Origin of the sequence: Virgifigura deserti (genome assembly GCA_003576685.1) — a bacterium.
In the GTDB taxonomy this organism is placed as follows: Bacteria; Pseudomonadota; Alphaproteobacteria; order Dongiales; family Dongiaceae; genus Virgifigura; species Virgifigura deserti.
The window spans coordinates 109,218-133,831 of the sequence record QOZR01000002.1 but is presented as its reverse complement, the minus strand read 5'-3'; the positions used below and the strand labels follow the sequence as shown (position 1 = coordinate 133,831).

General features: G+C 65.8%; 24 protein-coding genes. 18 read left to right on the top strand and 6 right to left on the bottom strand.

Annotated elements, in window-relative coordinates; translation table 11 throughout:
- The first annotated feature begins 43 nt into the window (after positions 1-43).
- Positions 44-2,053: a CocE/NonD family hydrolase gene (locus DT069_RS04070; RefSeq protein ID WP_119459007.1), complete on the top strand. Its 2,010-nt coding sequence runs from the start codon at positions 44-46 to the stop codon at positions 2,051-2,053.
- An 86-nt stretch (positions 2,054-2,139) separates the two neighbouring features.
- On the opposite strand, the gene DT069_RS04065 is transcribed toward DT069_RS04070, so the two are convergent.
- Positions 2,140-3,315: an alpha-D-ribose 1-methylphosphonate 5-triphosphate diphosphatase gene (locus tag DT069_RS04065; protein WP_119459006.1), complete on the bottom strand. Its 1,176-nt coding sequence runs from the start codon at positions 3,313-3,315 to the stop codon at positions 2,140-2,142.
- Positions 3,316-3,645: 330 nt separating this feature from the next.
- On the opposite strand from DT069_RS04065, the gene DT069_RS04060 reads away from it, so the two are divergent.
- From DT069_RS04060 to DT069_RS04045, 4 genes are read left to right on the top strand one after another with little or no spacing between them, the layout of a single operon-like run.
- Positions 3,646-4,527 carry a PhnD/SsuA/transferrin family substrate-binding protein gene (locus DT069_RS04060; RefSeq protein WP_119459005.1) on the top strand — a complete coding sequence of 294 codons (882 nt, stop codon included), beginning with the start codon at positions 3,646-3,648 and terminating at the stop codon, positions 4,525-4,527.
- Positions 4,527-5,360, top strand: coding sequence for a phosphonate ABC transporter ATP-binding protein (locus DT069_RS04055; RefSeq protein WP_119459004.1), 834 nt, complete (start codon positions 4,527-4,529; stop codon positions 5,358-5,360). The genes DT069_RS04060 and DT069_RS04055 overlap by 1 nt, the downstream gene beginning before the upstream one ends.
- Positions 5,353-6,177, top strand: coding sequence for a phosphonate ABC transporter, permease protein PhnE (gene phnE, locus DT069_RS04050; RefSeq protein ID WP_119459003.1), 825 nt, complete (start codon positions 5,353-5,355; stop codon positions 6,175-6,177). The genes DT069_RS04055 and phnE (DT069_RS04050) overlap by 8 nt, the downstream gene beginning before the upstream one ends.
- Positions 6,178-6,186: 9 nt before the next feature.
- Positions 6,187-6,867, top strand: coding sequence for a class I SAM-dependent methyltransferase (locus tag DT069_RS04045; protein WP_119459002.1), 681 nt, complete (start codon positions 6,187-6,189; stop codon positions 6,865-6,867).
- On the opposite strand, the gene phnF is transcribed toward DT069_RS04045, so the two are convergent.
- Entirely contained in the window at positions 6,864-7,580 is a 717-nt protein-coding gene (gene phnF, locus DT069_RS04040; RefSeq protein ID WP_425449991.1) for a phosphonate metabolism transcriptional regulator PhnF, read from the bottom strand. The two genes, DT069_RS04045 and phnF, sit on opposite strands and share 4 nt — an antisense overlap.
- A gap of 111 nt (positions 7,581-7,691) precedes the next feature.
- Between phnF and phnG the strand changes: the two genes are divergently transcribed.
- The 9 genes from phnG to phnN are packed head-to-tail and all read left to right on the top strand — an operon-like array spanning position 7,692 to position 14,648.
- The gene (phnG, locus tag DT069_RS04035) at positions 7,692-8,177 is read left to right on the top strand and encodes a phosphonate C-P lyase system protein PhnG (protein ID WP_425449990.1); all 486 of its coding nucleotides are present in this window, start codon (positions 7,692-7,694) and stop codon (positions 8,175-8,177) included.
- A 4-nt stretch (positions 8,178-8,181) separates the two neighbouring features.
- Positions 8,182-8,778 carry a phosphonate C-P lyase system protein PhnH gene (gene phnH / locus DT069_RS04030; RefSeq protein ID WP_119459000.1) on the top strand — a complete coding sequence of 199 codons (597 nt, stop codon included), beginning with the start codon at positions 8,182-8,184 and terminating at the stop codon, positions 8,776-8,778.
- A gap of 3 nt (positions 8,779-8,781) precedes the next feature.
- A complete protein-coding gene (locus tag DT069_RS04025) occupies positions 8,782-9,876 on the top strand; it encodes a carbon-phosphorus lyase complex subunit (RefSeq protein WP_119458999.1) in 1,095 nt (364 codons plus the stop codon).
- Positions 9,873-10,763 carry an alpha-D-ribose 1-methylphosphonate 5-phosphate C-P-lyase PhnJ gene (locus tag DT069_RS04020; protein ID WP_119458998.1) on the top strand — a complete coding sequence of 297 codons (891 nt, stop codon included), beginning with the start codon at positions 9,873-9,875 and terminating at the stop codon, positions 10,761-10,763. Before DT069_RS04025 ends, DT069_RS04020 begins: the two co-directional genes overlap by 4 nt.
- Positions 10,760-11,536, top strand: a complete 777-nt coding sequence (gene phnK / locus DT069_RS04015) for a phosphonate C-P lyase system protein PhnK (RefSeq protein ID WP_119458997.1) — start codon at positions 10,760-10,762, stop codon at positions 11,534-11,536. Before DT069_RS04020 ends, phnK begins: the two co-directional genes overlap by 4 nt.
- 2 nt (positions 11,537-11,538) lie before the next feature.
- Positions 11,539-12,240, top strand: a complete 702-nt coding sequence (gene phnL, locus DT069_RS04010) for a phosphonate C-P lyase system protein PhnL (RefSeq protein WP_119458996.1) — start codon at positions 11,539-11,541, stop codon at positions 12,238-12,240.
- Positions 12,237-13,379, top strand: a complete 1,143-nt coding sequence (locus DT069_RS04005) for an alpha-D-ribose 1-methylphosphonate 5-triphosphate diphosphatase (protein ID WP_119458995.1) — start codon at positions 12,237-12,239, stop codon at positions 13,377-13,379. The genes phnL and DT069_RS04005 overlap by 4 nt, the downstream gene beginning before the upstream one ends.
- Positions 13,379-14,044, top strand: a complete 666-nt coding sequence (locus tag DT069_RS04000; protein WP_119458994.1) for a DUF1045 domain-containing protein — start codon at positions 13,379-13,381, stop codon at positions 14,042-14,044. Before DT069_RS04005 ends, DT069_RS04000 begins: the two co-directional genes overlap by 1 nt.
- A gap of 4 nt (positions 14,045-14,048) precedes the next feature.
- Entirely contained in the window at positions 14,049-14,648 is a 600-nt protein-coding gene (gene phnN / locus DT069_RS03995; protein WP_425449989.1) for a phosphonate metabolism protein/1,5-bisphosphokinase (PRPP-forming) PhnN, read from the top strand.
- A 4-nt stretch (positions 14,649-14,652) separates the two neighbouring features.
- Here the strand turns inward: phnN and phnE (DT069_RS03990) are convergent, their stop codons facing one another.
- The 3 genes from phnE (DT069_RS03990) to phnC all read right to left on the bottom strand — a co-directional run bounded on the left by phnE (DT069_RS03990) (position 14,653) and on the right by phnC (position 17,500).
- Positions 14,653-15,471 (bottom strand): phosphonate ABC transporter, permease protein PhnE, encoded by an 819-nt coding sequence (phnE, locus tag DT069_RS03990; protein ID WP_119458993.1) that lies wholly within the window; start codon positions 15,469-15,471, stop codon positions 14,653-14,655.
- 78 nt (positions 15,472-15,549) lie between these two features.
- On the bottom strand, positions 15,550-16,557 hold the full coding sequence (gene phnD, locus DT069_RS03985) for a phosphonate ABC transporter substrate-binding protein (protein WP_119458992.1): 1,008 nt from the start codon (positions 16,555-16,557) through the stop codon (positions 15,550-15,552).
- A gap of 64 nt (positions 16,558-16,621) precedes the next feature.
- On the bottom strand, positions 16,622-17,500 hold the full coding sequence (gene phnC, locus DT069_RS03980) for a phosphonate ABC transporter ATP-binding protein (RefSeq protein ID WP_119458991.1): 879 nt from the start codon (positions 17,498-17,500) through the stop codon (positions 16,622-16,624).
- A gap of 497 nt (positions 17,501-17,997) precedes the next feature.
- On the opposite strand from phnC, the gene DT069_RS03975 reads away from it, so the two are divergent.
- Complete coding sequence (locus DT069_RS03975; protein ID WP_119458990.1) at positions 17,998-20,418, top strand: AsmA family protein; 2,421 nt, start codon at positions 17,998-18,000, stop codon at positions 20,416-20,418.
- 154 nt (positions 20,419-20,572) lie between these two features.
- On the opposite strand, the gene DT069_RS03970 is transcribed toward DT069_RS03975, so the two are convergent.
- A complete protein-coding gene (locus DT069_RS03970) occupies positions 20,573-20,992 on the bottom strand; it encodes a CBS domain-containing protein (protein WP_119458989.1) in 420 nt (139 codons plus the stop codon).
- A gap of 336 nt (positions 20,993-21,328) precedes the next feature.
- Between DT069_RS03970 and DT069_RS03965 the strand changes: the two genes are divergently transcribed.
- The 3 genes from DT069_RS03965 to DT069_RS03955 all read left to right on the top strand — a co-directional run bounded on the left by DT069_RS03965 (position 21,329) and on the right by DT069_RS03955 (position 24,596).
- On the top strand, positions 21,329-22,426 hold the full coding sequence (locus DT069_RS03965) for an OmpA family protein (RefSeq protein ID WP_119458988.1): 1,098 nt from the start codon (positions 21,329-21,331) through the stop codon (positions 22,424-22,426).
- Between the two features lie 184 nt (positions 22,427-22,610).
- Entirely contained in the window at positions 22,611-23,207 is a 597-nt protein-coding gene (locus DT069_RS03960; RefSeq protein WP_119458987.1) for a DUF2062 domain-containing protein, read from the top strand.
- 105 nt (positions 23,208-23,312) lie between these two features.
- The gene (locus DT069_RS03955; RefSeq protein ID WP_162912970.1) at positions 23,313-24,596 is read left to right on the top strand and encodes a DUF445 domain-containing protein; all 1,284 of its coding nucleotides are present in this window, start codon (positions 23,313-23,315) and stop codon (positions 24,594-24,596) included.
- Positions 24,597-24,614 lie beyond the last annotated feature (18 nt).

The following is a 24,614-nucleotide window of genomic DNA, read 5'->3' as shown; positions in this document are numbered from 1 at the left end:
TCAGATCCTCTGTGTCTCTGTGATGAATTTCCTGGAGTGAGAATTGAAGATCGTCGAGACGTTCCCGCGCAAGGTGCGGGAGATCGAGAATGTGTTCATCGAGCTGTCCGACGGCTGCCGGCTGGCCGCGCGGATCTGGCTGCCGGAGGATGCCGAAGCGGATCCGGTTCCGGCGGTTCTCGAATATCTGCCTTATCGCAAGCGGGACGGCACAGTCGTTCGCGACCACCTGACCCATCCCTATCTGGCCGGCCACGGCTATGCCGGTGTGCGGGTCGACATGCGCGGCAATGGCGAGTCCGACGGGTTGATGTGGGACGAATATCTGAAGCAGGAGCAGGACGACTGCCTTGAGGTGATCGATTGGATCACGGCGCAGCCCTGGTGCAGCGGCACCGTGGGCATGATGGGAATCTCCTGGGGCGGCTTCAATGCGCTGCAAGTCGCCGCGCGCCGACCGAAGGCGCTGAAGGCGATCATCACCCTCTGCTCGACGGTCGATCGCTATGCCGACGACATTCATTACAAGGGCGGCTGCATGCTGCTCGAGAATGTCGGCTGGTCGCAGACCATGCTGGCCTATTCCTCGCGGCCGCCGGACCCGTCGCTGGTCGGCGAGCGCTGGCGGGAGATGTGGTTGAATCGCCTCGAGAACGAGCCGCTCCTCGTTGAGAACTGGCTCGGCCACCAGCGCCGGGACGAATTCTGGAAGCACGGCTCCGTCTGCGAAGACTATGGCACGATCGAGGCCGCCGTCCTCGCCGTCGGCGGCTGGGCGGATGCCTATTCCAATGCCGTGCCGCAGCTCGTCGCCAACATCAAGGCGCCCGTGCGCGGCCTCGTCGGTCCCTGGCTGCATAAATATCCGCATTTCGCCGTTCCCGGGCCGGCGATCGGCTTCCTTCAGGAGGCGTTGCGCTGGTGGGACCAGTGGCTCAAGGGCCGGGACACCGGCGTGATGCAAGATCCGCTCTATCGCGCCTACCTTCAGGACAGCGTGCCGCCGCGTGCCTACTACACCGAGCGGCCGGGCCGCTGGATCGCGGAGGACAGCTGGCCGTCGCCGAACATCGAGAATCGCCGTTACCGGCTGAACGCCGGCCGGCTCGCCATCGCCGCAGAGCCGGAGCAGGCGCTCACGCTGGCCTCGCCGCAGACGGTGGGACTCGCCGCCGGCGAATATTGTCCGATCTGGCTCGGGCCGGAATCGCCGGCCGACCAGCGACTCGACGACGGCGGCTCCCTGGTCTTCGACAGCGAGCCGCTGACCGAGGCTGTCGAGATTTTCGGCGCCCCGACAGTCGAGCTCGAACTGTCGGTCGATCGGCCGCAGGCCAACATCGCGGTCCGGCTGTGCGACGTCCTGCCGGGCGGCGAGTCGACGCGCGTCACCTACGGCGTTCTGAACCTCTGCCATCGCGATAGTCACGAGCAGCCCGCCGCGCTCGAGCCCGGCCGGCGCTATCGCGTGCGGGTGCAGATGGACGATGTCGCCTATGGATTCTCCGCCGGACACCGAATCCGCATCGCACTCTCCACCGCCTACTGGCCCCTGATCTGGCCGTCGCCGGAGCCGGTCACGTTGACGCTTCATACCGGCGCCAGCGAACTCGCGCTTCCCGTTCGTGCGCCGCGGCCCGAGACGCTGCGCTCCCTGCCGGAGCCCGAGTCCGCGCCGCCGGTCGACTTCGAGCCGATCCGCGAGCCGAGCCACCTGCGGCGCATCGAGCGTGACATGGAAACCGGCGAAACGGTCATCAGGATCATCGACGATTTCGGCGCGAACCGAAACCGGGCGCATGATCTCGTCACCGGCTCCGTCGGCCGCGAGACCTACCGGATCCTGCCCGACGATCCGACCTCGGCGCGGGTCGACACCCATTGGACGGAGGAACTGACGCGCGGCGACTGGTCGGTCCGCACCGAGACGCGCACGACGGTCACCTGCGATCGCGAGCATTTCCACGTCGAAGGATCGCTCGAAGCCTATGAGGCCGGCCGGATCGTGACGACGCGAAACTGGCGCAGCAAGCACCGACGGGATTTCATCTGAGGGGCGTTGTTGCGATTTCCCTCCCCTTATGGGAGGAGCGCCGGCCGGCGATAGCAGGGTAGGGGTTGGGGTTTTTAAACCCGCCCCTACGGTTCCAACATCCTCGCCACAGTCGAGTCCGCGATATGGACCGGCCGTCCGGCGGTGAAGGTCGCGGCGACGCGCGGCAGTTCCGGCCGGCTGACATCGACCAGCAGGAAGTCCGCGCGCTGCCCGACCGCGATCTCGCCGCGGTCGTCGAGGCCTGCGGCGCGGGCCGGGTTGATCGAGACGAGGCGCCAAGCCTCCCCGAGAGAGGCGCGACCGTCGCGGGTGAGGCGGAACGCGGCATGGAACGGCGCCGGGTAGTAGTAATCCGAGGCGAGGATCGTGCAGAGCCCCGCCTCGATCATGCTCGTCGCGCAGACCGCGCCGTTGTGGCTGCCGCCGCGCAGAACGTTCGGCGCGCCCATCACGATCGCGTCGCCCAGCGCTCGTGCGGCCTCGGCGGTCTCCGCGTTCTTCGGGAATTCGGCGATCCGGCAGCCGAGTCCGTGATAGTGGCGGCGCAGGGCGGGGCTGTCGTCGTCATGGGACATCAGGCCGATGGCATGCGTCCGCGCCGCCGCCGCAAGGCGCTCTACCGCCGCCGGGACTGCGTCGCGGCGCGCATAGACATGCTCGACCAGAAGCCGAAACTCCTCGCCCGGCAGGCCGGCGCGTTCGGCATATTTCCGGACCTTGCCAGGGTCGCTGCGCGCCCGATGGATCTCCGGCGTATGATCGTTGAAGGCGAGAATGCCGATCCGCCCCCCGGCGATCCACTGCTCCATCTCCTCGACGGCATCCAGGTTGAAGGTCTCGAAGCGGAGATGCAGACGGGTGTCGCAGGCCAGTGCGCCGTCGAGCCCGGCGAGCGCATCCGCCAGGCGCAGGAAGGCATCGCGGCTCCGCAGGCCCGGTTCCCAGGAATTCGTCACCCCGTGAAAGGCGGTGGTGATGCCGTTCGCGACAAGCTGCCGGTCGGTCTCGGTGAGGGCGAGGTCGAGTCGGACCGCAACGCCGGGCCGCGGCATGATCTGCCGCTCGAAGGCGTCGCCATGCAAATCGACGATGCCGGGGAGCAGAACGAAGCCGTCCGCCCGGATCGTGCGATCGCCGGAAGCGGCGGCTGCACCGGCCGCGGTGTCCGGCGCGAACACGCCGTCCTCGATCACGACCGATCCTTCCGCCAGCGATCCGTCCGGCCACAGCACGCGATCGCTTTGTAAGACGCGTCTCATTCAGCACTTCCAAAAGATCTGTATGTCGGCTTTCTCCTATCAGCATCGGATGACAGGAGTTTGACAGAGGGTAGTGTCGTCCCGCGCTTTCTTCTGGATGAATCACTGACATCGTCGGCGGGGCGTGACCATCGGGAGCGGCGGCAAGTAGCTGATCGGGCTCGCTGATTCCTCGACTCGAGTGACCAATGGCGGCGCGGCTCAATCCTCCAACTGTTCACCGGCGAGTCACGGCGGCGTCACAAAATTTGTTTAGACGTTTAGACGTCGACGACGCGCTGCCGATCGTCGCGCGATGAAAAAAAGCCAATTTTCGACGAGGGATTCGTCATGAAACTGAGACAAGTCACAGGCGTGCTTACGGCGTTGGCGCTCGGCCTTGCCGCAAGCGTGGCCAGCGCGGCGGATGCCGTCCGCTTTGCGATCACCGATATCTCCGGCCTGGAGATGCTTCAGGCGGAGTTCGGCGAATTCCGCCAGGTCCTATCGGACGCCACGGGGCTGGAGTTCGAGTTCTTCCCCGTCAACAGCCGCACTGCGGCGGTTGAGGCGCTGAATGCGCAGAGGGTCGATTTCGTGCTCACCGGACCTTCCGAATATGTCGTGATGGGCAAGAGGGCCAAGGCCTATCCTGTCGTCGGCTTTTCTCGGCCGGACTATTTCTCGGCGATCATCGTCATGGCCGAGAGCAGCTATACGCTGCCGTCCGATCTCAAGGGGCAGAAGATCGCGCTCGGCGATATCGGTTCGACCTCCAACCATCTCGCGCCGGCACAGGTGCTCGCGGACTATGGTGTCGACCCGGTTCACGACGTGCAGATGACGCATATCAGCCGCAACGTCGCCTGGGAGGCGCTGAAGCGGGGCGACATCGCCGCCGTCGGCATGAACTACGGCAAGTTTCTCGAGATCCGCGAGAAAGAGACAGCCTTCGAGCCCGGTGCTTTCCGCGTGATCGGCCGCGGGCCTGACCTCCCCAACGACGTGCTCGTTGCGGGTGCGCATGTCGACAAGAACGTTGTAGAGACGGTACGCGGCGCCTTTGTCTCGCATGCCGAGCCGCTGGTGAAGGCGATTCTCGTGGGCAAGGACAACCAGAAATATCTGGGAATGAAGTTCCTCCCCAACGTCAGTGACGCCGACTACAACTATGTCCGGTCGATGTACGAGACCATCGGCCATCCGGAATATGCCGAGTTCGTCGGCAACTAATGTTGGCCCTTCAACCGCGGCCGCTGGCCGCCGACCCAATCCGCGTCGAGGCCGCCGCTCCGACTCCGCTCGCCGGAGCGGCGGTCCCGGCGGCGGTCGACCTCGACATCCGAGGCATGGTCAAGTCGTTCGGCGAGGCGAAGCCGGTGCTGAACGGCGTCGATCTCGCCGTTCTCCGCGGGCAGTCCGTCGCCCTGATCGGTGCGAACGGTGCCGGTAAGTCGACCCTCCTGCGGTGCTGCCTGCGCCTGATCGAAGCCGAAGGCGGTTCCGTACGGCTGCTGGAGCGCGATGTGAGGCGGCTGGCGCCGCGCGACCTCAGGCGGCTGCGTGCCCGCGTCGGCTTCGTCTTCCAGCGGCATAATCTGGTGCCGCGGCTCTCCGCCCTGTCGAACGTCGTTCACGGCGCGCAGGCACGCCACGCCGGCGCGCGCTACTGGCTTCACGGCCTGGCGCCTAAGGCGGTCCGGGAGGAGGCGATGCATTGCCTCGACCTCGTCGGCTTGCCGCATATCGCGCGGCAGCGGGTCGACAGCTTGTCGGGCGGCCAGTCGCAGCGCGTCGCGATCGCCCGCGCTTTGATGCAGCGCCCGCAGTTCGTCATGGCCGACGAGCCGGTCGCGAGCCTCGATCCCAATGCCGGTGAGGAGGTGATGGGCCTGTTCAGCGACCTCATGCGTCGGGAGGGGCTGACGCTGCTCTTCTCGTCGCACGATCTGCGCCACGCCGTGGATTATGCCGATCGCATCGTCGGCTTGCGCGCCGGGCGGGTCGAGCTGGACGGCCCGGCGCGCGCGCAGGATTTCGCAGGCTTGAGAGAGATCTATGGCTGAGCCCTTCGTCGGTCCGTCGGCGGTAGCCGAGCGTGGGCCCGCCGTCCCCGGCCGGTTCGACCGGCCGGGTATCGGCACCTTTCTCGCCTATCTTCTGGCGATCGCCTTTTTCGTGGCGTCGATCGATGGCATCGGCATCTCGGTCGAGGATCTCGTCGCCGGAATTCCGGGCATCGGCCGCATGATCGGCCAGATGTTTCCGCCGGATCTGAGCCGTCTCGATTCGATCGCCCTCGCTCTTCTCGAGACCTTTCAGATGGCGCTGGTGGGCACCGTCTTCGGCATCGTCCTCAGCCTGCCTCTGGCAATTCTCGCCACGCGCAGCCAGACGCCGCACATCCTGCTTTACGGCTGCTCCCGCGCGCTGATCTCGCTGTTCCGGACGGTGCCCGATCTCGTCTGGGCGTTGCTCTTCGTGATTGCCGTCGGCCTCGGACCGTTCGCCGGGGCGCTGGCGATCATGATCGACACGATCGGCTTCTGCGGCCGCTTCTTCGCCGAGGCGATGGAAGAGGCCGATCACGGCCCGCAAGAGGCGTTGACGGCGCTAGGCGCATCCCGTCTCGGCCGGGTGTTCTGTGCTGTAATCCCGGCCGCGCTTCCGTCCTTCATCGGCGCCTCGCTGTTCAGTCTCGAGAAGGCGACGCGCGCCTCCGTCGTTCTCGGGCTCGTCGGGGCGGGCGGCATCGGCATCGAGCTGAAGGTCGCGATGGACCTGTTCAGCTATGCCCAGGCCGCAACGATCATTCTGAGCATTTTTCTTCTGGTGCTGGTGGTGGAGCGCGTCAGCACCTTCCTGCGGCAACGCGTCATCTGAGGGTTGTTCATGACCGCTAATGCGAACGGATTCGAAACCGCGACGGCCCACCATGCCTGGGACCGGCGGTGGAGCACGACGGAAGGTCGAGCCGAATGGCTAGAGCCGGAGGAGGATCTGCGCCTTCTCCTGCCGGAGCTGCGGGCGCGTGGCTGTCGCGATGCGCTGGACCTCGGCTGCGGGGTCGGCCGCCATGCCCTGTTCCTCGCCGAGGCGGGTTTCGCCGTCGAGGCGATCGACGGGAGTCCGAAGGGGCTGACCTTCGCCCAGGCCGCCGCGGCCGAGCGCGGACTTGCGGTCCCGTTCCGCGCGGGGCTGATGACGGACCTGCCTGTTCCGTCCTGCGCGTTCGATTTCGTCGTCGCCTGGAACGTGATCTATCATGGCGCCTCCGATGTCGTGGAGCGCACGATCGGCGAGATCTTCCGGGTGCTTAGGCCGGGCGGCCTCTATCTCGGCACCATGCTAACGAAGCGGAACGTGAATTTCGGCCGAGGGCGTGAAGTTGGCCGTGGTACCTTCGTGATCGACGGCGACAACGACAAGGGGCATCCGCACTTCTATTGCGATGCCGGAGAGCTCGCGGCGTTGTTCGCCGAGTTCGAGGTCCTGAGCCTGAAGCAGGTCGAGCACCGCCGGCCGGGTTCCTGGCACTGGCATCTCCTTGCCGAGAAGGTGTCGGTCGCTTAAGGCTCAAAGACGAGTTGAACCCGCTCGCTCGCCAAGCGCGAGACGCTGAACTCGATGGGCCGGCCTTCAGGATCGACGTTGACGTTCTCCGTCACCAGAATCGGCAGCGTCTTCGCCTGATGGAGATGGCGGGCCTCGTCGGGCGTGGGCATCCGCGACGTCACCCGAGTCACCTGCCGGAAGTAGTCGCCAATCCCATGCTGCGCCAAAGCCTTGGTGATCGAGCCGGTCGCGCGATAGCTGTCGATCAGGCCGTCGAAGCGGGGCTTCGGGAAATGGTGGGCGCCGATGCTGACCGGTCGTCCGTCAACGGCGCCGACGATCTCGAGCAGGGCCACCCGGCGCCCGGTGCGGATCTTGAGCCCGCGCGCGATCTCGGGTGGAGCCGGAATTTCGGCAGCGCGGAGGAGTTCACCGCTCGGATGGCGGTGCAGGCGCGTGATGTTCTCGGAGAAGCGGGTCCGCCGGGCGACCGGGTAATCGATCACGTCCTCCTGGACGAAGGTGCCGCGGCCTTGCTCGACTCGCAGCACGCCGGCGTCCTGCAGGGCACCGACGGCGCGCCGCAGGGTATGGCGATTGACGCCGAAACGGTGCGACATCTCGGCCTCGGTCGGCAGACGCTCTCCCGGCTTGAAAGCGCCGCCGACGATCTCCGCATGCAGGGCCTGCTGGATCTGGCGCCACAGCGCCACGCCGGTGCCACGGTCCATGTCAGATCCCATGTCGACCCCATTGTCAGAAAAGTTTCTCATTTCGCGCCTTTACAATCGAAAGCAACGGCTGCAGCATCCTTCCTAACATATAGATGTCTAGATGTATAGATGAATATGACAACTCATCCGCAATCGAACGAACCGGCCAAGTCCACTGCGACGGACACCCGCCGGGCCTGGATGGCCGTTCTGGCCAAGGCACCGACGGACGCACTTGTCCGCGCGTGGGGTGCAATGAGCGGGAAGCCCGCCTATCGGCATCTCCGGCGGCCTGAGACGGGGCTGGTTATGGTGCGCGGCCGGGCGGGCGGCACCGGTCAGCGGTTCAATCTCGGCGAGATGACCGTGTCGCGCTGCGCCGTCGCGCTGGAGAACGGCATTGTCGGCCACGGCTATGTCGCCGGTCGCGACCACCGCAAGGCGGAGCTGGCCGCCATCTTCGACGCGCTGCTGCAGGATTCAGACCGGCGCGCGGAGGTCGAGGCGCTGGTCACCCGGCCGCTTTCCGAGGCTCAGGCTGCGAGAAAGGCGGAGCGGCGCCGGAAGGCCGCGGCGACACGGGTGGAGTTCCTCACGATGGTTCGGGACAGGTGACGTTATGACGCTCGCAACAACCGGCGCCATCGGCAGCGCCTTCGCCGATCCGGTCCTCGATGCCCAGCGCACCTTCCGCGTCGCGCTCGAAGCGCTCGCGCGACCCGGTCGCCTCGTCGAAAGCCCGTCCTTGAATGAGGCGGGCTGGACGATCGGGCCGGCTGCGGCATCGCTTTGCCTCTCCCTGGTCGATCACGACACGCCGGTCTGGCTCGACGCAGCGGCTGCCGATGCTGCGGCGGCGCTGCGGTTTCACTGCGGCTGCCCGATCGTCACGGACGCCGGCGCCGCGCAGTTCGCGGTGATCGGCGATGGGACGGCGCTGGGGCCGCTCATCCGCTTCACCGTTGGTACCGACGCCTATCCCGATCGCTCAGCGACACTGATCGTCGAGGTCGGTGAGCTGCGCGAGGGCGGCCCGCTTCGACTCCGCGGTCCCGGGATCGAGACCGAGCATCGGCTGACCGTTGAGGGGCTGCCGGACGGATTCTGGCGGGCCTGGAGGGAGAACGTCGACCGCTTTCCGGAGGGCGTCGACATGTTCCTGACCTGCGGTGCGCGGCTTTGCGGGCTACCGCGAACGACAATCGTGGAGGGCTGACCGATGTATGTCGCGGTGAAGGGTGGCGAGCGGGCCATCGAGAACGCGCATCGCCTGCTGGCGGAGGAGCGCCGCGGCGACCCGGCGGTGCCTGAGCTGACCCTGGCGCAGATCGACCAGCAGCTTGCCCATGCCGTCGATCGGGTGATGACCGAGGGATCGCTCTATGACCGGGAGCTTGCGGCGCTGGCGGTCAAGCAGGCGCGCGGCGACTTGATCGAGGCGATCTTCCTGCTTCGCGCCTATCGCACGACGCTTCCAAGGTTCGGCGCGTCCGAGCCGGTCGATACCGGGGAGATGGTTGTGCGCCGACGGATCTCGGCGACCTTCAAGGATATCCCGGGCGGTCAGGTCCTTGGGCCGACCTTCGACTACACCCACCGGCTGCTCGACTTCACGCTGGCGGCGGAGGGCGCGCCGGTCGCGGCAGCTGAGGAGGCGGAACAGTCAGTGGCGGCAATGCCGCGCGTGACCGATATCCTGGGCCGCGACGGTCTGTTCGAAGCCGAGACGGCGGAGGACGACGCGCCGGTCGGCGATGTGACGCGGGACCCGCTCGAATTTCCCGCCGATCGCGATCTCCGCCTTCAGGTGCTGGCGCGCGGCGATGAAGGCTTCCTGCTCGCGCTCGGCTACTCGACGCAGCGCGGCTACGGCAACAATCATCCCTTCGCCGGAGAGATCCGGCTCGGCGAGGTCGATGTCGAGTTCGTGCCGGAGGAGCTGGGCTTTCCAGTCGAGCTCGGCGAGGTCACGGTCACGGAATGCCAGATGGTGAACCAGTTCAAAGGCTCGGCGACGATGCCGCCGCAGTTCACGCGCGGCTATGGCCTGACCTTCGGCCATTGCGAGCGGAAGGCGATGTCAATGGCGCTTGTCGATCGAGCGCTGCGGGCGCGCGAGCTGGGCGAGGAGGCGGCCGCCCCGGCGCAGGACGAGGAGTTCGTTCTCGCGCATGCCGACAATGTCCAGGCGACCGGCTTCGTCGAGCATCTGAAGCTGCCGCACTATGTCGATTTCCAGGCGGAACTCGTCATGGTCCGCGCGATGCGGGATGCGGCAGAGCAGGACAACAGCAGAAAGGTGGCCGCGGAATGACGAGCGACGAGACCACGGCGGCCTTCGGAGCGGAGCATGTCGCCGGTTACAACTTCGCCTATCTCGACGAGCAGACGAAACGGATGATCCGGCGGGCGATCCTGAAGGCCATCGCGATCCCCGGCTATCAGGTGCCGTTCGGCTCGCGCGAGATGCCGCTGCCCTATGGCTGGGGCACCGGCGGCATCCAGGTCACCGCCAGCGTCATCGGTCCGGACGACGTCCTCAAGGTCATCGACCAGGGGGCCGACGACACGACGAACGCGGTCAGCATCCGCGCCTTCTTCGCGAAGACGACCGGCGTCGCGACCACCGAACGGACGGCGGAGGCAACCTTGATCCAGACGCGGCACCGCATCCCCGAAACACCGCTGCGGGAGGGGCAGGTCCTCATCTATCAGGTGCCGATCCCGGAGCCGCTGCGCTGGCTTGAGCCGCGGGAGTCCGAGACACGAAAGATGCATGCGCTGGCGGAATACGGCGTGATGCAGGTGAGCCTCTATGAGGACATCGCCAGGTACGGACGGATTGCCAAGGCCTACAATTATCCGGTCCGGGTTCATGCCCGCTACATCACCTCGCCCAGCCCGATCCCGAAGTTCGATAACCCGAAGATGGACCGCAACCCGGCGATCCAGCTCTTCGGGGCGGGGCGCGAGCGGCGGATCTACGCCATCCCGCCCTATACCGCGGTAGAAAGCCTCGACTTCGACGACTATCCCTTCACCGTCGAGCAGTGGCCGGAATCCTGCGCCCTCTGCGGTGCGACCGACAGCTTCCTCGACGAGATCGTCACGAACGACAAAGGCGGCCGCATGTTCATCTGCTCCGACACGGATTATTGCGCCGGACGGCGCGCCGAGAACGGCGAGGAGACGGCGGCATGACGGAAAGACCGATTCTCCGGGTGCGCGGACTCACCCGCCTCTATGGTCGGACCGTCGCCTGCCGGAACGTCAGCTTCGATCTGTGGCCGGGCGAGGTGCTGGGCGTCGTAGGCGAATCCGGCGCCGGCAAGACGACGCTTCTGAAATGCCTCTCGGCGCAGGTCGAGCCGACCGACGGGACGATCGAGTACGACACCCGCGCCGACGGCTTGGTCGACGTCTTCGCGCTGTCGGAGCCCGCTCGCCGCATGCTGTTGCGGACCGACTGGGGCATCGTGCATCAGAACCCACGCGACGGTCTGCACATGGGTGTCTCCGCCGGGGGCAATGTCGGCGAGCGGCTGATGGCTGTCGGCGCGCGGCACTATGGCAACATCCGGAGCGAGGTTCTGGACTGGCTCGATCGGGTGGAGATCGACACAGGCCGGATCGACGATCGGCCGGATACCTTCTCCGGCGGCATGCAGCAGCGGGTGCAGATTGCACGGAACCTGATCAGCCGTCCGCGTCTTCTCTTCCTGGACGAGCCGACCGGCGGCCTCGACGTCTCCGTCCAGGCGCGTCTTCTCGATCTGCTGCGGCAGTTGGTCGCCTCGACCGGTGTCGCCGCGATCGTCGTCACCCATGACCTCGGCGTGGTGCGGCTCCTGGCCCATCGCTTGATGGTGATGAGGGGCGGCGAGGTGGTCGAGCACGGCCTGACCGATCAGGTGCTCGACGATCCGCAGCACGCCTATAGCCAGCTCCTGGTTTCCTCGATCCTGCAGGTCTGACGATGCGTAACCCTGTTCTTGAGATTCACGACCTTGCGAAGACGTTCCGTCTCCACGTCCAAGGCGGCATCGAGATTCCCGTCTTCGACGGTATCGATCTCGCCCTGCATCCGGGCGAGTGCCTGGCCCTCGTCGGTGCGTCCGGTGCCGGAAAATCGACGCTGATGCGGTCGATCTATGCGAACTACCACGCGAACGGCGGCCGGATCCTGGTGCAACATCGCGGTACCGTCGTCGACATGGTCGGTGCCGAGCCGCGCACGATCCTCGACATAAGGCGCCGCACCATGGGCTATGTCAGCCAGTTCCTGCGCGTCGTCCCGCGTGTTGCCACGGAGGAGATCGTGGCCGAGCCGCTTCGGATGACGGGCGTCGAGGCAGCGGCGGCCACCGACCGGGCCCGCGCCCTGCTCGCGCGGTTGGCGATCCCCGAGCGGCTCTGGTCGCTCGCTCCCGCGACCTTCTCCGGGGGCGAGCAGCAGCGCGTCAACATCGCCCGCGGCTTCATCGCCGGCTACCCCATCCTGCTGCTGGACGAGCCGACGGCGTCGCTCGACGCCGCGAACCGGCGGATCGTGATCGAGCTGATCCTGGAGGCCAAGGCGCGCGGGACGGCCGTGATCGGAATATTTCACGATCGGGAGGTGCGCGATGCGATCGCCGATCGTCTCTTCGACCTGAAACCCGGAGAACTGGCGGCATGACGGGCGAGCTCATCCTGACCAATGCGCGGGTGGTGACGCCCGCGGCGGTCGTCGTCGGAACGGTGTCGATGACCGGCGGCATGATCGAAGCGGTGGAGGAGGGGCGCAGCCATGCGCCTGGCGCCCTCGATCTCGAAGGCGATTTCCTGCTCCCGGGACTCGTCGAGCTGCATACCGACAATCTGGAGCGGCATCTCGAACCGCGGCCGGGTGTACGCTGGCCGTCGGCGCTGGGGGCGCTGCTGGCCCATGACAGCCAGATCGCCGCGGCCGGCATCACAACGGTGCTCGATGCGGTCTGCGTCGGGGACTATCGCGAGGGTGGGGAGCGCCGCCGCATTCTGGCGGAGTCCATCCGATCGATCGCACAGGCCTCCGAAAGCGGGACCCTCCGCGCCGACCATCACCTGCATCTCCGCTGCGAGGTCGCCGATGACGGCGTCGTCGAGATGTTCGATAGCTTCGCCGGAGAGGCGCTGCTGCGGCTCGTCTCGGTGATGGATCACACGCCCGGCCATCGCCAGTGGCGAGACCTGTCCGTCTACCGGGAATTCCATCGGGACAAGAAGTGGAGCGATGAGGAGTTCGCGCAGGTGATCGCCCGGCGCGAGACGCTGATGGAACGGAACTCCGGCAAGCATCGGCAGGCGATCGTCGCGCGCTGCAAGGAACGCGGCATTCCGCTCGCCAGCCATGACGACACGACCGAAGCGCATGTCGAGGAGGCCGCCGCCTTCGGCATCGCGATCTCCGAATTTCCGACGACGCTGAGCGCCGCCGCCCTGGCGCGACGGCACGGCATGAGTGTGATCATGGGCGCGCCCAATCTGGTGCGCGGCGGCTCGCATTCCGGCAATGTGTCGGCAGCGACGCTTGCCGAAGCCGGCCTCCTCGACATGATGTCCTCGGACTATGTCCCGAGCAGCCTTCTGCATGCCGCCTTCCTGCTGCATGAGCGGCTCGGGATCGCGCTGCCGTCTGCGATCGCGACCGTGTCGGCGAACCCGGCCGCCGCCGTCGGCCTGAGCGACCGCGGCGGGATCGAGCCGGGCAAGCGGGGTGATCTTGTCCGGGTGACGCTGCATGACGACTTCCCGGTCGTCCGCAGCGTCTGGCGCGCCGGCGACCGGGTCAGCTGATGGCGGCACGCTATGCCCTCTACTACGCGCCGGAGCCGGGCAGCGCGCTGGAGACGTTCGGCCGCCGCTGGCTCGGATGCGAATCTGCGACTAGAGAAGCGGCACCTCGGCTCGAGGAGATCACCCGTGCGCCGCGGCATTACGGATTTCACGGCACGCTGAAGGCACCGTTCCGGCTGGCTGACGGGCACAGCCTCGAGGCGCTGCAGCGGGCGATCACGGCCTTTGCCGCGACGCGCGCCGGGTTCGAGCTTCCGCCGCTCCGGCTGGCAACGCTCGGCCGCTTCCTGGCGCTGGTGTCGAGCGGACCTTGTGAGCCCCTGGCCTCGCTCGCCGCCGACTGCGTGACGGCGTTCGACAGCTTCCGGAAGCCGCCAAGTGCGGACGAGCTCGCGCGTCGACGGGCGAATGGGCTGACGGAGCGGCAGAATCAGTTGCTGATCCGCTGGGGCTATCCCTATGTGCTGGACGAGTTCCGCTTCCATCTGACACTGACGGGGTCGCTCGATGATGAGCGGGAGCGCGAGGCCGTACGGCGGACGCTCGCACCGCTAGTGACTCCCCTTTGCGAAGAGCCCGTTGCCGTCCAGTCGATCTGCCTCTTCGAACAGGCGGACGGAACGGCGCCGTTCCGCATCGCTCGCCGGTACGCATTTGGCGGCTGAAATCGTGGCCGACGCGATCCGCGGCTCCTCTGCAGAGATCTCCTCGGAGACACCCCCGGGCGCGGGCCGGCTGGTCTATGTGATGGGGCCGTCCGGCGCTGGGAAGGACAGCCTGATCGGCTATGCGCGGCAGCGGCTTGTCGGCTCTCCAAATCTGGTATTCGTCCATCGCTACATCACGCGCCCTGCCGACGCGGGCGGCGAGAACCATGTCGCGCTCAGCGAGCTGGAATTCGAGAGCCGCCTCCGCCAGCGCTGTTTCGGGCTCCACTGGTCCAGCCATGGCCATCGATATGGCATCGGCGCGGAGATTGATCTCTGGCTTGCCCGAGGCCTGCATATCGTCGTCAACGGCTCGCGAGCCCATCTCGACGAAGCGGCGCGGCGCTATCCCACGCTGCTGCCCCTCCTGATCACCATTAAGCCGGAGGCGCTGCGGGCGCGCCTTCAGCGACGCGGCCGGGAGACGGCGGCCGAGATCGAGCGGCGGGTTGCGCGGGCGACGGAGGTTGCCTGCACGCATCCGCGGCTCGTGGCCATCTCCAACGACGGAGACCTCGCCGTTGCCGGCGAGGCCCTGGTCGCTCTTCTGAAAGACCTGTGAGGAGTCAGATCACCAACTTGCGTAGCCGCTGCGAGATGATGTCGATGACTGTCACCGAGATCACGATGATGATCATGACCGCGGCCGTCTCGCTGTAGTAGAAGCCGCGGACATATTCCCACAAGAGCTGGCCGATCCCGCCGGCGCCGACGATGCCGAGCACCGTCGCGGACCGGACGTTCGATTCGAACCGGTAGAGGGAGTAGGAGATCCACAGCGGAATCACCTGCGGGATCACGCCGAAAACGACTTCCTGTATCCGGCCGGCGCCGGTGGCGCGGATGGCTTCCACCGGGCGCGGATCGATCGCTTCCACGGCTTCGGAGAACAGCTTGGCGATGATGCCGGTCGTGTGCACGAAGAGTGCCATGACGCCAGCGAAAGGGCCGAGCCCGACGGCCACGACGAACAGCATCGCGAAGACCAGTTCGTTGATCGCCCGAAGCGCGTCCATCAGGCGACGCACCGGCTGGACGATCCAGATCGGCGCCATATTCTCCGACGACAGAATGCCGAACGGCACGCCCACTACGACGGCGAGAACGGTCCCCCAGATCGCGATCTGGACGGTGACGATCATTTCCTGCAGATAGGTCGGCCAGTTGTGAAAGTCGGGCGCCAGGAAGCCGTGCGCATATTCGGCCATGTTGCCGGCGCCGGTGAAGAGCGAGACGACATTGTTCATCCCGGCCGGCGCCCATCCCCAGACGAGCAGGCCGATGAACACGGCCCACATCACAGTGTTGAAGGCGGTGCGGCCGAGATCGCGGCGCGGCAGTTCAGTCGGCGCCTGCGGCAAGGTGCGGAGTGCTGCGTCCGTCATGGTCGTCTCTCCGGAAGGGGGATGCCTGGATAAGGTGAACGGGTGGCGCGATAGTCGCGCCACCCGTTCGAAGCGGAATTACTTGCGCGGAAGTGCCGCTTCCTGCTGCTCGACCGCGGCGAGGTCGGCCTCGATCTCGGTCATCCGCTGCTTCTTCTCCTCGGCTGAGAGGCGTTCATCGGCTTCGACCTTCATCATCTCCTTGTTCAGCTCCATCTGCCGGATCGGATAGAGCTGCGCGTTGGAGGATGGGACGAAGGGGGCCCACTGCAGGGCGGCCAGAATCTTGCGCGCCTCGGCAATCTCCTCGGGCGAACCGTTGCGGCCATAGGTCATGATGAAATGGTAGATGTCCGCCTTGAGCTCCGCGTCGAGATCTTTCCGCCAGACGATCGGATCGCTCGGGATCAGCGGCGAGCGCCAGATCTCCTTGATCTTCGCGTAGGCTTCCGGATTGTTCTCCTTGATCTTTGCCATGTTCTCCGTGTTGTTGGTCGCCACATCCACCTGCTTGTTGGCGACCGCCATGGCGTTCGTCTCGTGGTTGGCGCTGCGTACGGTCTTGAAGCAGTCCTTCGGGTTGATGCCGTTGGCCGCGAAGATGAAGGTCGTGGGGACGAGGAACCCGGAGGTGGAGTTCGGATCGCCGATGCCGAAATCCAGCGACTTGTTGCAGGCGAGGACATCGTCCAGGCTGTCGATCGGGCTGTCCGCCGGCACGAGCAGCAGCGACCAGTAGCCGGGGTTGCCGGTGACGTCGACCGTCTGGGCGAAGATCTCGCCGTCCGCGCGATCGATGGCCTCCATCGCGGACTTGTTCCCGTACCAGGCCACATCCACCTTCTTGAAGCGCATCCCTTCGATGACGCCGGCGTAATCCGAAGCGAAGAACGGATTCACCTTGTGGCCGGTCTGCTCCTCCATGGCCGCGAGGAAGGGCTCCCACTGCTCCCTCAGATTCTGGGTCGACTCGGTCGAGATGATTCCGAAGTTGATCTCGTCGGCCGCAGCCGGTGCGGTGGTCACGAGTGCCCCGGCAAGCATCATCGCCGCGACGCTCGTAGCAGCAAGGTTCTTGAGCCTCATCGTCTCTTCTCCTGTCGTTGGCATTGTTTGGGGTTTTGTTTGGGCCGACGGGGTGACCGATCCGTCAGCCGCCCGCTACGGCGCGGATCTTTGGGATATCGTGCGGCGCCGTGGGTCCGCTGTCTCCGCGTGGGTCACTCTCCGTCATGCCCGTCAGCCCAGGCAGGAAGAGCTCCTCGCTCTCGGAGCCGTAGAGCTCGTTCAGGAACTCGGGCGTTAAGGCGTTCGACGGCCCGTCATAGACGAGCTTCCCATCGCGCAGGGCGAGCGTGCGCGGGCAATAGCGAATCGCGTATTCTACCTGATGCAGGGAAACCAGGACCGTCATCCCGTCCTGCCGGTTGAGCTGCGAGAGAATGTCCATTACCCGACGCGCGGCCTTCGGATCGAGCGAGGCGATCGGCTCGTCGGCGAGCATGATCCGCGCTCCTTGCACGAGGGTACGGGCGATCGCGCCGCGCTGTTGCTGACCGCCCGACAATGTGGAGGCACGCTGGGCCGCATGCTCGGCCATGCCGACCCGATCGAGGGCCCGCATGGCCCGCAGCTTCTCGGCGCGGGTGAACAGGCCAAGATTCCCGCGCCACCGGGGCGTCCGGCCGAGGGCGCCAGTCGCAACATTGGTCAGGAGAGACAAGCGCTCGACGAGATTGAACTGCTGGAAGATCACGCCGACATTGGCGCGGAGGCTTCGGATGCCGCGCCCCGGCCGTCCGCCGCGCTGCACGGTCTCGCGCAGGACGCGCACCTCGGAATCATCGCTTCGATCGGCCAGGACGAGGCCGGAGATGAGGCGGAGCAGCGTAGACTTTCCTGATCCGGATGCGCCGATCAGCGCAACCATTTCTCCTTCTGAAACGCTCACGGAAACGCCGTCGAGCGCGCGTTTGTTGTTGCGGAATGTCTTGCTCAGGTTCCGCACGTCGATGGTCGCTGTCGTCATCCCCACCTCCGCTGAAGCACGGGCGACTCTTACGGTTCCAAGCTGACGGGGGGATGACTGTTATGTTTAGAATTGTTTATGGATTTGCGTCAGATCGACATGGGCGTGCCGTAGATTGGCACAGCCGTCGCGGTTCCGATCGGGCTTTCTAGAAATCGCGGCCATTTGCTCAAGCAGGAGGGGGCTGGGCTGCTTCCGCTCCACTCCGGCTTGAGCATCGGAACTTTTCCTCCCCGACGGAACTAAACGGACCATTCGGTGCGTTTCTTCTTTGCTAGTGGCCGGCTGGTTGCGTCTGTGATGCTGCATACCTCCACGCGGCAGGCTCTAGCGTCATTGCATCCTCCTGGCCCTGCCTCGGCGGGGCCTTTTCTTTGCGGGAAAGCGGAACGGGCGGGATATCGGCGCGGAACTTCGTCCGTGGGACGGTGTTTCCGAATTCTTGTCGACAGTTGCGGCTTAGACCCGGCCACATCTTCATCGATCGGACGGAGGACATGCACACACGCCGCAGCCTGATCATCGCCGGACTGTGTCTCGCGGTGGCCTTAGTTATCGTGGGAACGGTGCTGTATCTGCGTTCGGTCGATTTCAGCGCCTATCGGTCGGTGGTCGTCAGCCGGCTCGAGCGCGTCACGGGACGCGATGTCGAAATCAAAGGCGACTTCGACGTTACGCTGTCCTTAACGCCGACGCTGGTCGCGGAGGTGGTAACCCTCGGCAATGCTCCTTGGGGATCGCGTGACGCGATGGTTCGGGTCGAGCGGATCGAGATGGATATCCAACTCATCCCGCTTCTGCTCGATGGCGACGTTCGGGTTGACCGGCTGGTCATCGCCCGGCCGGATATCGTTCTCGAAACCGATGCCGAGGGAAACGGAAACTGGGAATTCCACCAGGGTCGCGTGCCCGATCCGTCCGCGGAGGCGTCCGAGCAGGGCGAGTTCCTGCTCGAAGACGTGACGGTCGTCGATGGTACAGTGATCAGGCGCGGTCCTGATGCCGATGCTGTCGATCCGCTCCGGATCGACCGTTTTACCTGGCAGGCGGACGATGTGACGAGCCGCTTGTCCCTGAGCGGTGTCGGCGCCTACCGGTCCCTGCCTCTGGAACTTGAGGGGACCGTCGGCTCGATCGCGAACCTGTTGCGGGAGAGCAATCCCTATCCGCTGGATCTGCGGATCGAGACGGGGGACATCGCCGCGACCGTGCGGGGGCAACTCGGGGCGGACCCGGAGGGGGGCGATTTCGCGATCGAGGTGGATGCGACGGGCGGGAATATCGCGCCGCTGGGCACCCTGGCCGACATTGCTCTGCCGCCCTTCGGCCCTTTCGAGGCTCATGTCGAACTGATCAACAAGGACGAGCAGGTGTCCGCGCGCGAGATCCAGGTCACCGCCGGCGATCTGCAATCGACCTTGCTTCGGATCCAGGGCCGGATCGCGGCTGTGACCGCCGGCGAGGGCGTCGACCTGCGGCTGAGCGCCGAGGGGGCGGACCTCCAGGACCTCGCGGCTCTCGCCGAGATCGATCTCTCATCTTTCGGCCCTTATAGGATCGAGACGCGGCTCACAAACCAAGGCGGCGATCTCGCGCTGACCGACTTCATCGGCACGGCCGGAACCGAAGCGAGCCGGATCGAGGCGGCGGGCGCCATCCGGCAACCGCTCGAAGCCGAAGGGCTGGACCTGTCGGTGACGGCAGAAGGGACCACCCTGGCGGCGCTTTCGCCGCTTGTCGGGATGGACTTGCCGGACCTCGGCCCCTATCGCCTCGACGGCCGGCTGACCGATCCGGGCGATACGTACCAGGTCGAAGAAATGGACGCTCGGATCGGTCGAAGCCATCTCGGCGGGCACCTCCTCGTGGCCTTGCCGGCGGATGACGGAGTCCGGATCGAGGGAACGTTGTCGTCGGAGCGGCTCGATCTCGGGCCGTTCCTGGAAGCCGGATCGACGCCGACGGACGCGCAGGCGAACCCGGACCGTGTCTTCAGCGACGAGCCGTTCGATCCGGCGTTCCTGCGCGCCGCGGATGCGGACCTGACGCTTCGCGCCGCCCTGGTGACGTTCGCGGAAACCGAGTTACGGGATGTCGCACTTGATATGACGCTCGAGCAGGGGCGGCTCACCATCGAGCCGTTCGTGTTCCAGGTGGCGGACGGGCGGGCCGACGGGCGGCTGATGCTGGATGCGGGAACGGCGCCCTTGAGGATCGCTACCCGATTCGAGGCTGAACGCGTCGATGTAGCCAAGCTGCTGGACCGGTTCGTCGCGTCCGAGAACGTCTCCGGCCGGGCCGGTGTGACTCTCGATCTGACGAGCGTTGGCCAATCTCCGCATGCGCTGATGGCGGCGTTGGACGGCAGTGCTCTCCTGATCATGCGCAACGGCCGCGTGGTTGGAACCCAGCTCCATCGGCTCGTCACCGACCTCGACCTGCTGAACCTTCTTCCAGCGTTCTGGGATTGGAACTCGGACGACGCTGTCGAAATCGTCTGCATGGTCGGGCAAGCGGCGATCGATGCGGGGCGGGCCCGGACGAAGATTCTGCTCGACACGAAAAGGATGACCATGGTCGGTACCGGGGTCGTCGATTTCGGCGCCGAGACGCTTGACCTCGAACTCGTGCCGGAAGCCAAGAGCAGCAAACTGTCGACGGTGGCCGTCCCTGTCGATATCGAAGGGCGCTTCACCGACATCGAGGTGAAGCCGCAGACCGATGTCGCCGTAGGTCGGGGTGTAACCGGCCTTGTCGGCGGACTCCTCGTGCCGCTGAACCTGTTTGCGTCCCTTGTCGGCGACGACGCCGACAGCGCTTGCGTCGAGGCGATCCACGCGGGAGGGGAACTGCCCGAAGATGAACCGCCCGAGTCCGCGGAGGCGGATTCCGACAAGCCGACCCGTCGACAACGATGATCAGGGACAACGATGATCAGGCCGGAGTTCGAGATTGGCGACCTGTTCACGCCGATGCCTGACGCTCGGGCGTTAAGACACTAGCGCCAAGGCCGAAGCGCCGACTCTCGACTTTTCGTCGCGGGGTTTCGGAATAAGTCGCCTCGCGCGTCGCTCAGTGGACCGGCGTCGAGACCTCCTCGAGGGCTTCGCCGGCGGCCTCCTTCGAACCCTCGACCGAGACGTCGCCGAGCGATACGATGCCCACTAGGCGCTTGTCGCGATTGACGATCGGCAACCGGCGGATTTGATTGTTCGCCATCGCCTGTGCGGCGTCCTCGACCGATTGATCCTCGAAGCAGTACACCACATCCGGCGACATGGCTTGCTCGACCGTTGCGGCCGAGACGTCCCGGCCATCGGCGACGATCTTGATGACGATGTCGCGGTCGGTGACCATACCGACGAGCCGCTCGCCGTCGCAGACGGGGAGCGCACCGATTCCTTGATCCCGCATCTTCTGTGCGGCGTCTTGCAGCTTTGTTGCCGGATTGACGACGTCGACCTTGGCCGTCATCACCTCGTTCAACTGCATGGTTGACTCCTTCCGCTATGCCCGACCTTCGGCGCGTGACGCCGCAGTCTTGCGTTTCTGGATTGGATCTACCGGAGGAACAGCGTCCTCCGGCATTGGTTCCGGGCGTTCCGGCTGATTTTCCCAGGCCGTTCCGCAACCGGATCCCGCTATGCTAAGAGTGTCTAGGGGAACCGCCGCTGTGCGCGGGTCGTTAGTTCGACAGGGCCTAGCAGGTATGATGTGCTTGTTCGAGATCCCCGTCGTGCCGTGTCGGCGCTCTGCCCTCGCCGTCACCTAGGCCGCTGCCCCGTGAAGGGCGCGGGGCTTTGAGGGTAGGGCAGGAGATCACCGCGGATGCTTAGCTCACGCCGTCGTCTTTTCACCCATGCCGGTCACTGTCTCGCGATGGGCCAATGTGTGATTCGCCGGGCTGCCGTCTTCACGCTGCCGCTTGTGGTCGGTGCATGCACTCTCTTGACCGACGGGTCCTCGGAGCTGCCCGAGCGTCTCTCGGAGACGGCTGCCGAGATCGAGGCGGAGGATGCGGAATTTCCGAATCTCGCCAGCGTTCCGGGCGAGCCGCCTGTCGTCAGTGGGTCCGAGGAGCGGGAGGGGATCAGAGAAGGGCTCGTCGCTGATCGTGCCAATGCCGAATATACGACCGAGTCTCTGCTGCCGGGCGGAGCGACGGCAAATCTGGAAAACTCGCTCACGCCAGGCTCTCATTCGATCCCGGCGGAGTCGGGCGCCGAACCCTTGGCGTCGCTGGAGCAGGAAACCGCTTCGGCCGAGTCTGCTTCACTCGGCAATGACGTCCCGCCGCCGCCCGAACCCGCCTCCGACACCGTGGCCGGCGGTTCCGTCCCGCCGGAGGTCGAGCCGCCGCCCGAGGTTGCCGAGATACCGCCATCACCGGCTTCCGAGCTCTTGGAGCCTGTGGCTCCCCCTGCCGATTCCTCGGCGTCCGCGCCGGCGTCGAGTCTGGCCGACGAAACCTTGCCTCCCGAGCCGCCCGTCGCCGAGGCGCCGGTTGCCGAATTGGGCGCCGATAGCGCGCCATCTGCCGCAGAACCGGATCCGGCAACCGAATTGGTCGAGCCTGAGGCCAAAATCGCAGCCCTGCCGCCGGGCGAGGACCTGGACGCCGGAACGCAAATTCTGTTCGGCGAGGGATCGGCGGATCTGTCAATGACGGCGCAGTCGGAACTGTCGGCCGTCGCGGATCAACTCCTGCAGAACGAGGATGCACGGATCCAGCTTCTCGCCTACGCCAGCGGTGAGGAGAACGCCGCGAATCAAGCGCGGCGCCTATCTCTCGCGCGCGCGGTGGCGGTTCGTCGTTTCCTGATCGATCAAGGCGTGCCTTCCACCCGCATGGATGTGCGGGCGCTGGGGAATCAGGCCGAGGAGGAGCCTGCCGACCGCGTCGATATCGTCGTCGCGGATCGCTGATTGGAAACCCTGTGATTCGCCCGATGGATCTGCGTGTCGGTTGCGCCGCTCACTCTCGGGACCCGAAATAAGGGTCGCCAGGGTTTGCGCGGCGGCAGCGCCGCTCGCGATGGCGGCCGGTCACCATGGTGTTCGCATGTTGCCATAACGGACTCAGCCGTCAATCCGGACTTCGAAGACCAGCATGTTTCGACGCCGCGTTCCGCCAGGCGTGCTTCATCAACTGGCCGGGTGGGTCTGGCCCCGGCCCGGCTGGCGGCGTGCCGTTCTCTATCGAGCTCATCGAATCGGGCGCATGTCCGATACGCCGCACAAGGTGGCCGCCGGCCTCGCCAGCGGCATGGCGGTGGCGCTGACACCTCTGATCGGCATCCAGTTCGTCGTGGCCGCGCTCCTGGCCCTGGCGATCCGCGGCAATGTCCTTGCATCCGCGATCGGCAGTTTCGTCGCCAATCCCTGGACATTGCCGGCGATCTGGGAAATCACTTATCACATCGGCGCCTGGATTCTACCGGGAGGCTACGGCTTACCGAGCCCGGATACGCTGGATTACCTCAAGACCTTCGGCGCCGTCGCCGCGGCCGCCCTGACGTTTCAGTTCGATCTGCTTCCCGGTCGGGTCAGGCCGATATGGATGCCGATGATGGTCGGAAGCTTGCCGCTTGCCGTGATCTGCTGGATCTTCAGCTATTGGCTAACCCGGTGGTTTATCGAGCGCTACCAGGCGCGGCGGCGCCGTCGTCGGCAGAACCGCGCGAACGCGCGAACGGCTTCCGATTGATCCGGCTCGTTGACTGGGCTCATCAGCCACCCGTCGGTCCATCTCTTGCAATTCCGCATGGGAGTTTATCCTTGAATGCCGCCGCAAGCGCACAGGAGATCGGCCATGGAAGCGAGCGTTGAGGGGCGCCGCACGGGCGCGGACGGCGCGCCCGGATCGGAATCCGCCCAGAGGCGAGGATTGCGGCGCCATCGCCTGCTGGCGACCGGGCTTCTGTTTCTGATGGGTGCAGTGTTCGTCGCGACCAAGTTCGTCGCCGAACCCGGCATTTGGGTCCTGTTGGTGCAGGCCGGGGCGGAGGCCGCTCTGGTCGGCGGTCTCGCCGATTGGTTTGCGGTCACCGCGCTGTTTCGCCATCCTCTCGGCCTGCCGATCCCGCATACCGCGATCGTGCCGCGCAACAAGGACAGGATCGGCGAGGGCCTCGGCCGTTTCGTGGAGCGGAACTTCCTCGCTCCGGACCTGGTGGCGCAGAAGGTGCGGTCGATCGATATTGCCGCCCGATTGAGCGCTTGGCTCGCGGATCCGAAACATGCGGATGTGATCGCCGATCGCATGGTTTCGACCCTGCCTTATATGATCGAGTCGATCGAGGATCAGGACGTCCGCGAATTCATCCGCCGTGCGCTCGATGAGCAGCTTCGCACCGTCAATCTGGCGCCCGCGCTGGGTAACGCGCTGGAGGTACTCGCCGAGGCGGGGCACCATCAGGCGCTGTTCGACCGGGCCCTCGTGATCGCCCGAAAGCTCCTTTTCGAATATGAGGGAAAGATCTACGAGCTGGTCGGCAAGCGGAGCAGCTGGTGGATCCCGCGGAGCATCGACGGAAAGGTCGCCCGATCGATCATGGCCGGCATCCACGAACTGCTCGACGAGCTTGCAGAACCCAATCACGAGGCGCGCGGCAGGGTCGATCGTGCTGTCATCGAGCTTGTCGACAAGCTGCAGCACTCGCCCGAATATGCGACGAAGGTGCAGGCGATCAAGGACCAGGTCCTGGCGAATCCGGCAATCCAGGGTTATCTCGGCGTGGTCTGGGACGAGTTGCGCCGCATGATCGTCGAGGACGCGATCGCGCCGGACTCCACGGCGAAACAGGCGATTGCGGGCGGCTTGCGCTCCCTCGGCCGGGCGCTCGCGGAGGATCGGCGGATCCAGAACCGCGTGAACCGGACGGTCGAGCGGTTCCTGATGAAGGTGGTGGTGCCATGGCGGGTGGAGATCGGCCGCTTCATCGCCGAGGTCGTGCGCGGATGGGACGCGCGAACCGTCTCGGACCGCATGGAACTCGCCGTCGGCCGCGATCTCCAATATATCCGGATGAACGGCACTCTGGTCGGTGCACTCGTAGGCTGTGTGCTCTTCGTGCTGTCGGAATGGGTGTTCTGACTGGCGGCTGGGGCCCAC